Annotated in this window: 3 protein-coding genes; 2 read left to right on the top strand and 1 reads right to left on the bottom strand. The window is 67.5% G+C overall.

Annotation, left to right across the window (positions count from 1 at the left end; translation table 11 throughout):
- Positions 1 to 112: 112 nt before the first annotated feature.
- Entirely contained in the window at positions 113 to 3307 is a 3195-nt protein-coding gene (locus EX88_RS0122355; RefSeq protein ID WP_081931382.1) for a TonB-dependent receptor, read from the bottom strand.
- Between the two features lie 166 nt (positions 3308 to 3473).
- Between EX88_RS0122355 and EX88_RS0122350 the strand changes: the two genes are divergently transcribed.
- Both EX88_RS0122350 and EX88_RS24890 read left to right on the top strand, forming a co-directional pair.
- Positions 3474 to 4025: an RNA polymerase sigma factor gene (locus EX88_RS0122350; protein ID WP_036149837.1), complete on the top strand. Its 552-nt coding sequence runs from the start codon at positions 3474 to 3476 to the stop codon at positions 4023 to 4025.
- Complete coding sequence (locus EX88_RS24890) at positions 4022 to 5044, top strand: FecR family protein (protein WP_051885436.1); 1023 nt, start codon at positions 4022 to 4024, stop codon at positions 5042 to 5044. The genes EX88_RS0122350 and EX88_RS24890 overlap by 4 nt, the downstream gene beginning before the upstream one ends.
- Positions 5045 to 5293: the final 249 nt, after the last annotated feature.

The raw sequence follows: 5293 nt of genomic DNA, 5'->3' as shown, positions 1-5293 counted from the left end.
CAAAATCACGGCAACGGCAACGGCAACGGCAACGGCAACGGCAACGGCAACGGCAAACTGCGGCTATGGCCACGCGGCGCTCGCTGCCGTCGCCGCCACGCCCGCACCCAAATCAACGGAACCGATACTCGTACTCGATCGCGAACTCGCGGCCGATCGGGCTGTAGGCATCGTAGAAATACGGGAACGAGGTGTTGGTCTCGTCGTCCGGGTGGGTGCTGTTGAACAGGTTGTTGACGAAGAACTTGATCGTGGCCTGGTCGGTGATCTGCTTGCCGATGTTGGCGTTCCAGAGGAAATACACGCCGGTGCGGCCGAGGCCGTTCGCCTTCGGCAGGGTGCCGTAGCGGGTCATGAACAGGCTCGACGACCAGTCGCCGGCGCGCCAGCTCGCACCCGCCCGCAGGCGGCTGCGGAAGTCGAGGTTGGTCGGGTCGTCGCGCCAATCCTTTTCGATCGGATCGGTGGCGAACACCTGGCGTTCGGACTTCAGCGTGTGCGACCAGCTCAGGTCGAAACGGTAGTCGCCGTAACGCTCGGTCTTGAGCCGCCAGATGACGCTGGCGTCGATGCCGGTGACGCGGCGGTAGGACTGGTTGAGCGGCGCCGACTTGACCTCGGCGATGCGGTCGATGGCTTCGCTGCCTTCCGGACGCCGTGTCACCAGGGCGGTGACGTTGCGGCAATAACCCGAGTCGGGCCCGAATGCGAACGGCTGGCCGTTGAGCTGCTTGCCGGTGCGGCAGCCGGCTTCGCCTTCGAGAATGCTGGTCGGGCTGAGACGCTCGATCGCGCCGTCGAGTTCGATGCTCCAGTAATCGGCGGTGACCGAGAAGCCGTCGAAGACGTCCCACACGGCGCCGACGCTCCAGGACTTGCCGGTTTCCTCTTCCAGGTTCGGGTCGCCCTCGGTGAAGCTGAAGACGTTGTAGCTATAGCCCGAGCAGCCCGGGTTGGCGCCTGCGGCGATGCAGCGCCAGGGGTCGACCGCGCTGCCGAAGCTGCCGCTGCCTTCGCTGAAGACCCAGTGCAGGTCCGGCGCCTTGAAGCTGGTGGCGTAGGCGCCGCGGATCAGCAGATTGTCGGTTGGGCGCCATTCCAGGCCGGCGTTCCAGGTCTTGGCGTCGTCGACCGCGGTGATGTCGTCGTACTTGTCGAAGCGGCCGGCCAGGCTGCCCTTGAGCGTGCTCAGGATCGGGATGCTGAACTCCACGCCCGCGGCATAGCGGTCGCGTTCGCCGCCGCCGTTGGTGCCGGTGAGGTTATAGAGCTGGACCACGCCGGGCTGCACGCGCGCATCGCTGGAGAGGTCGTAGCCCTGCGAGCTTGCTTCCAGCACCGTGGCGACGCCGACCGGGCCGGCCGGCAACTCGAACAGATCGCCGGTGAGCACGAAGCTGGCGGTGTTGACCCACGACTCGGCCTCGTACTTGGCGAGGGTGGAGATCGACTCGTATTCCTCCGGCGTCATCGGCCGGTACCAGCGCGGCAGGTTCAAGCGATAGATCGGCACGCCGTTGGGGCGGGTGCCCAGTTGCTTGCCGAAGAAATAATCGTTGACCAGGTTGCCGACCATGCGCCGGCGGGTGCGTTCGAACTGGTACTCGGCGCGGCTGACGGTGGCGTCCCAATCCCAGCTGTCGCCGATCTTGCCGCGCAGGCCGAGCGCGACGTCGAGCGAGCGCTCGCGGTAGTGCTGGTTCATCTGCTCGACGCCGCCGAGATCGACCGGGGTCAGCAAACGCGTGGGCGCGATCACCGCGTTGAACTGCGGGTCGTAGAAATCGCCGCGACGGCCGACGCCGTCGGTATGCGGGCCGGTGATGCTCTCGAAGCCGCCGAGCGACTCGACCCGCGAGCGCCAGGCCTGCACCGAACCCCAGCCCTGCAGGTCGTCGGAGAAATCCCAGGTGCCGAACACGTAGCCGGCGAGTTCGTTCTTGCCCTTGCTCAGGTGCTGGTAGCCGACGTCCTTCCAGGTGCCGCAGGCATCGCCGAGGCTTTGCACGGCGCCGGAGCTGATGCGCTTGTAGGTGTGGCGTTGGAACTCGTCGCCCCAACGCTCGCAGGTGCCGGCCGGCGGTGCGATCAGCGGGCTGCTGCTACTGCTGCTGCCGCGGCGGATGCGCAGACCGGCGTCGGGTTGCACGCCGAGCCGCGGATCCGGGCTCGGATTGGCGCGCAGATCCCAGTCGTCGCGCTGGAAGCCGTACAACAGTTCCTGGTTATAGGCCTGGAAGGCGTAGGTAACGCCCCAGCGCTCGCCGGTCTTGCCGCCGGTCCATTGCAGGTCGAAGCGGTCGCGTCCGCCCATCGTGCTGCTGCCGGCGCGCAGCTTGACCTCGTCGCCCTGGTAATTGCGCTTGAGCACGATGTTGACCACGCCGGACACCGCATCGGCGCCGTAGATGGCGGACGCGCCGCCGGCGAGTATTTCGATGCGCTCGACCGCGCCGGAGGGAATGTTGCCGAAGTTCTGGAAATTGCTGCGGCCTTCGTACGGGAAGGGATAGTCGGCGGCGCGGCGGCCGTCGATCAGCAACAGCGAGCGGCCGGGGCCCAGGCCGCGCAGGTTGAGCGGATGGGCGTTGGCCGAGAAGCCGCCCGACAGTTCGGTCTCGACCGCGCCGTTGGCCATCACCAGGGTGTCCAGCGCCTCGAACACGGTGGCGTGGCCCTCGCGCTCCATCTGTTCGGCGGTGATCACGGTGACCGGCGACGGGCCTTCGATTTCAGCGCGCTTGATGCGCGAACCGGTGACCTGGATCGCCGCCAGTTCGGTCGGATCGGGCTCCGCCTTGGCCTTGGCCGCGGGCTCGCGCGAGCTCGCCGGCTTGGCCTTGGGCGGCGCCGGTTCGCGCGCAGTCACTATCGCGATGACGCCGCTCTGGGTGACGCGGAAGCTCAGGCCGCTGCCGGCAAGCAGGCGGGTGACCGCCTCGCGGGTGGTGTAGCGGCCGGACAGGGCCGGGGCGATGCGGCCGCGCACCAGGTCCGGCGGAATCAGGATTTGCGCGTCCGACGAGGACGCCACTTGGTTCAGCGCCGCGGCCAGCGATTGGCTCGGCAAGGCGTAGTGATGCGCGCCGTCCTGCGTCTGCTGGGCGAGCGCCGGCGTAGCGGCGACCAGCGCCGACAGACCGAGCGCCAGGCTCAGCGCGACCGACAGCGGGCGCCGGGCGCAATGCGTGTGTGCGCTTGTTTTCAGCGTATGCCCCGGATCGGCCCCCGCCGATGCCTGCTTGTTCGAATCCGTTCCGTTAGACCGACTGCCTTGTGCTGCGCGACGCTGTGAAACGATCCCCATTGCAACGCTCCCCGATGAGTGACTGCGAACTCGATCCTTCGACTGTTGTCCTTTCCCCACCGATGTAGACGCAGCTTGCCACGGATCCCTCACTCGCCTTTCGGCAGGCTTGCCGGCGGCCGGCCGGTGCCGTAGCGTCCGCTTGTCCGATAGCGGGGGAGGGGCCATGAACAGCGGCGAAGCCAGCGATACGCTGCTTGCTTGCGATGCCCCGTGCGCCGCCGATCTGCCGCTGCTGATCGCCCGTTACCGCCCGGCCCTGGTCCGCTATTTCTCGCGTCATCTGCAATCGGCCGACGATGCCGAGGATCTGGCCCAGGAAGCCCTGGTGCGCCTGGTGCGGATGCCGTCGCTGAGCGGCGTGCTCAACGTCGAGGCCTTCTTGTTGCAGATCGCCTCGAACCTGCTGCGCGACCGCTTCCGCCGCGACAAGAGCCATCAGGTGCTGCAGCACGTGTCGATCGACGAGGTCGCCAAGGACTGGCCGAGTGAGGACCCGCACGGCGAATGCGTCTACGAAGGTAACCGCCGCCTGCAGGCGTTCCTGGCGGCGCTGGACGAGTTGTCGCCGCGCTGCCGCCAGGTGTTCCTGCTGCAGCGCTACGAAGGCCTGACCTATAGCGCCATCGCCAAACGTTTGGAGATCAGTGTGAGCGCAGTGGAGAAAAACATGATGCGCGCCTTGCTGCACTTCGATACGCGTCTGGGAGGCTCGTGAAACCACCGCGTCTCAACGTGATCGAGGGCGGCGACCCGTTCCGTCGCCAGGCCGCGACCTGGTTCGCGCGCCTGCGCGCCGACGACGTCGCCGAAAGCGACCGCCAGGGCTGGCAGCACTGGATGGCCGCCGATGCGCGCCATCGTGCCGCCTATGAGCGCATCGAGCGGCTGTGGTCGGCGGCCGGCGAGCACGCCCAGCATCCGCAGATCGCCGAACGCCTGCGCGATGCGGTGGTGCCGGCAGCGCCGAAGCGCCGCAGCCGCGCGCCTGTCGCCTGGGCGCGCTATGCCCTGGGCGCCGGCGCGCTTGCTGCGGTGTTGGCCCTGGCTGCGGTGGTGCCGCGCTGGTTGGAGCGGCCCGTGCCGGAGACCGTGTATGTCACCCAGGTCGGCGAAAGCCGCACCATCGCCCTCGACGACGGTTCGCGCGTCAGCATGGACACCGACAGCCGCCTGGTCGTCGATTTTTCCGGCGCCGAGCGCCGCATCGTCCTGGATCGCGGTCGCGCCTATTTTCGCGTGGCCAAGGCCAAGCGGCCGTTCCTGGTGCATACCGAGGACGGCAGCGTCCGCGCGGTCGGCACCGAGTTCGAGGTTTACCGGCGCAACGACACGACCGAGGTCGCCCTGGTCGAAGGCCGGGTCGCCTTGTTGGCGGCGCCGACCGCCGATGCCGGACAGGCTGCGCTCGGCACGCTCGACCCCGGGCAGAAGGCGCGTTTTCGCAAGCACCAGCCGCTACACCGGTTGGCACCGGCGGCGCCCGGTGCCTTGCCGACCTGGTTGTCGGGCAAGTTGGTGTTCGAAGACCAGGCCTTGTCGGCCGCGGTCGCCGAATTCAACCGTTATAGCCGCCGGCGCATGGTCCTGGGCGGCGAGCAAGTTGCGCGCCTGCGTGTCAGCGGCGTGTTCCGCAGCGACGACCCGCATGCTTTCGTCGAGGCCTTGGAGGAGTTGTACCCGGTCGCGGTCGATGAGTCCTCAGGCGGCGATATCGTCATCGCTGCGCGGCGTTGATTGGGGGAAGGGCTTGCCCTATCGCCCCTCAGCTGGATGTGTGGTGGTTTTGGCGGGTTTCGCCGCAAGACCGAAGCTGCGCGGTCGCGACTGACGTCGCTCCTACAAAAGTTATCGCCGTTGTCGCGAAGATTCTGCTGTTGCTGTTGCTGTTGCTGTGGCTGTGCGTCGTTTCGCACTAGCGAAGGCTAGAGAAGACCCAGAGGGCGGCCCGCAGGGATGCGGGCCGTTTTTCATCGGGACAGGGAT

The organism is Lysobacter antibioticus (assembly GCF_000731095.1).
GTDB classification, from domain to species: Bacteria; Pseudomonadota; Gammaproteobacteria; order Xanthomonadales; family Xanthomonadaceae; genus Lysobacter; species Lysobacter antibioticus_B.
This window is presented reverse-complemented; position numbering and strand designations above follow the sequence as displayed.